At 41.4% G+C, this 3,140-nt stretch carries 2 protein-coding genes; both read right to left on the bottom strand.

The window, feature by feature from the left end:
- Positions 1–472: 472 nt before the first annotated feature.
- A complete protein-coding gene (locus F6K06_RS33290) occupies positions 473–1,654 on the bottom strand; it encodes an NAD(P)/FAD-dependent oxidoreductase (protein ID WP_124147319.1) in 1,182 nt (393 codons plus the stop codon).
- Positions 1,655–1,687: 33 nt separating this feature from the next.
- A complete protein-coding gene (locus F6K06_RS33285; protein WP_287245321.1) occupies positions 1,688–2,890 on the bottom strand; it encodes an NAD(P)/FAD-dependent oxidoreductase in 1,203 nt (400 codons plus the stop codon).
- Positions 2,891–3,140: the final 250 nt, after the last annotated feature.

The raw sequence follows: 3,140 nt of genomic DNA, 5'->3' as shown, positions 1-3,140 counted from the left end.
AATGCCGATCATTTTTAGCTTGGCTATTGACCATTTATTTTACGATCGCGATCACACTTCTGAGTATTCTATCTCAGGAAGAAGGCATTGCTTCTACTGGTCACTTATTTCTGCCATCCTGCACTAGTTTGAGCGTTTTTCAAACTTTCCGTTACTGGCTGCGATTGACTCTGATACTTAACTGGAGGCTGTTTGGAGTGATTGTATTTATGTGATTTTAGAATATACCGATCGCTTATCAAAGTCAACACATCTTTTTCGTGTCCATGTATGGATACAAGAGGTATAATAGCTAAAAGTGTTAATAGACTTGCTTTCAAGGGCAAAATAGTAGATTTGTCTGGGGGTAATTTCATATTAGTATTGGTATTTGGCTATTTGTTACGATCGGACTTACGCAAGGATACTATATATAGTGCCTACTAATTTAGGCGATCTTCACTGTAATTTTGTGCGATCGCCTCTCGACTGGCTAATATACCCTACAGGACGCTACCGCTAATGGATCGTATTTATAAAGCCAGTCTTCAAACTCCTCATTACTTCTGAATATCTCCTGAAGATATTTTTCGCTGTCAGGTTCGTATGCTCGCCTGCCCGCCAAACCACTACGAGCTTGAATAATATGTGTGCGTTCTATGCGATTTCTATCATATAGAGCTAAAGCTGCGTCAAGGTTGGGAGCTTTTGCCAGGTACTCCGAGAGTTCGTAGCCATCTTCAAAAGCCGTACTTGCTCCCTGTCCAATAGATGGACTCATGGGATGAGCAGCATCTCCCAAAAGTGTAACTCTCCCCTTGCTCCAACTGGACAATGGTTCTCTATCCCATATCGGTCGTTCTACAATGATTTCTGCATCTGTTGCTTCCATAATCTCAGGCACAGGAGATGCCCACTCACCAAATTCTTTGAGCAGCCGAGATTTAATATCAGCAGCATTCCCAGAATTAGAATCATCTACACACAGCATTGTTGCTCCCCAAAATATATATCCGTCACCCACATCCATCAGTGTAAGGTTCTTAGGTGCGGCTGTCATTGTAGTCACTTCATTAGCACCAAGCAGTTCGTGACTATACTTGAGAAGACCACGCCAAGACATTCTACCTAAATAGCGAGGTTCGCCATCACCAATTAGTATTTGTCTGACAGCAGATTTAATTCCATCTGCTCCTACTACTAGGTCTACCTCTACTGTTTTTTTGCCCTCAAATTCTACTGTCACACTGTTATGGTTTTGAGTGAAGCTAACGCAGCGATGACTCAGGTGAACTATATCTGGTGGAAGTGCTGCTGCCAGAATTTCCTGTAATTTAGACCAGCGGGTACTCAACAAAGGTTGTCCGTATTTTTCCATCATAGTGATTTTTGTTTGCTGAATTATCTCACCACTATTTTTCCGCAAGTTTATGACTTTGAGTATGCTGCCTGCTTGTTTTAATTGTTCTACTATAGTTGGTTCTATCGCCTCTAGAGCTTTTAAACCGTTAGGATTGATGGATAAACCTGCGCCGACTGGGCGCAAATCTCTAGCTTTCTCATAGACATGAGCATCAATACCTTGTTTTCTCAAAGCGATCGCTGTTGCTAAACCACCAATACCTCCACCGATAATGGCAACTTTCTCCACAACAGGTTTGGAAGTTTCTCTCATTTTGCTTGTTTCCTTTTTTTTGGCTATTTGTTATTAGACTTCAACTTTTTCTTTCCAAGGTTTCAGACGTGCTTCTGATTTTGGATCGTAATCATACATCCAATGTCGAAACTCTTCACGTTCCTGCTGTGACTGTTGGTTTGTTCTTTGAATAGGTTGATCTAAGTCTTTCTCACCCTCTCCTGTAAAAGCTTGAATCATTGCTGTACGATGAATGCGACGGTTGTCGTAGGCACTGAGAGCTGTTTGCAGGTCTGGAAAGTTACACAGACATTCGGCAATTTCATAAGCGTCTTCAAAAGTAGTATTTGCTCCTTGTCCTTCCAGTGGTGACATTGGATGAGCGGCATCTCCCAATAAAGTCACTCTACCATAACTCCATTGCTTTAATGGGGCTTTGTCACAGATTGGCCTTTCTAATATCCGTTCAGCATCGGTTGTTTCCATTAGTTTCCGCACTGGCTCGATCCAATCAGCAAACTCTTTGAGAACACGAGACTTAACCTCAGCAGCAGTTGTGGAAAGAGAGAAGTCTGACAATACCTTCCGAGCGCTCCAGTACATATTTCCCTCCCCTAAGTTAAGCAGGAATAATATACTTTTTTCTCCCCTCATAATGATCATTTCATTTGGTGGTAGTAGATCGTTGTTCTTGTTATAATTCATCACAGTATGCCAAGACATAGTGCCTAGATATCGAGGTTCCCCGTCACCAATCAATGTTTGTCTTACTCTAGAGTTTATCCCATCAGCTCCAATGAGCAAATCTGACTCGACAGTTTTTTCATTCTCAAAGTGAATGATAACAGTGTTTTGATTTTGCTCAAAACTGACGCAACTATGATTCAAGTGAATCACTTCTGGTGGCAGTGCCGATGCTAAAATCTGTTGCAAATGCCACCACCAAATAGTTAATGTTGGTTGTCCGTATTTTGCCATCATCTTACTTTCGTTAGTCATGATGGTTTCTCCGGTGCTTGTTTTCACAGTCACTCTCTCTACTTGACAACCTGAACGTTTTAGTGTAGCTGCTATCTCTGGTTCAATGGCATCTAGACATCTCAAACCATTGGGCACTAAACCTAGACCACCTCCCACTGGACTAAATTCCCTGGCCTTTTCATAGACATGGGCATCAATACCTTGTTTTCTCAGAGCGATCGCTGTTGCTAGACCACCAGGACCAGCACCAATAATGGCAACCTTTTCTACAACAGGTTTAGAAGTTTCTCTCATTTTGCTTGTTTCCTTTTTTTTGATGTTTGTTGTTATATTACTACTAGACATCTCCAATAATAAAAAATAAAATCAATTATCGTCTACTCTGTAGGGACGTTGCATGCAACGTCCCTACCTACTCAGGGAAAACGCATCTAATTTTTTTGACAAATGACTAAAAACCCAATAATGCCCTTGACCTCACAGGGTTACAAGCAGCTCAAAACCATTATTGGATAAGAGTTCAAAGGACATTTAGCTGGGTCTT

This window comes from Okeania sp. SIO1H4, assembly GCF_010672695.1.
GTDB classification, from domain to species: Bacteria; Cyanobacteriota; Cyanobacteriia; order Cyanobacteriales; family Microcoleaceae; genus Okeania; species Okeania hirsuta.
Note: the sequence above shows the minus strand (reverse complement) of the source record. Positions and strands in the feature narration are given on the sequence as shown.

Excerpts from the sequence above, each read along its gene's own strand:
- F6K06_RS33285 (WP_287245321.1), bottom strand. The coding sequence starts at position 2,890 with ATGAGAGAAACTTCTAAACCTGTTGTAGAAAAGGTTGCCATTATTGGT.
- F6K06_RS33290 (WP_124147319.1), bottom strand. The coding sequence starts at position 1,654 with ATGAGAGAAACTTCCAAACCTGTTGTGGAGAAAGTTGCCATTATCGGT.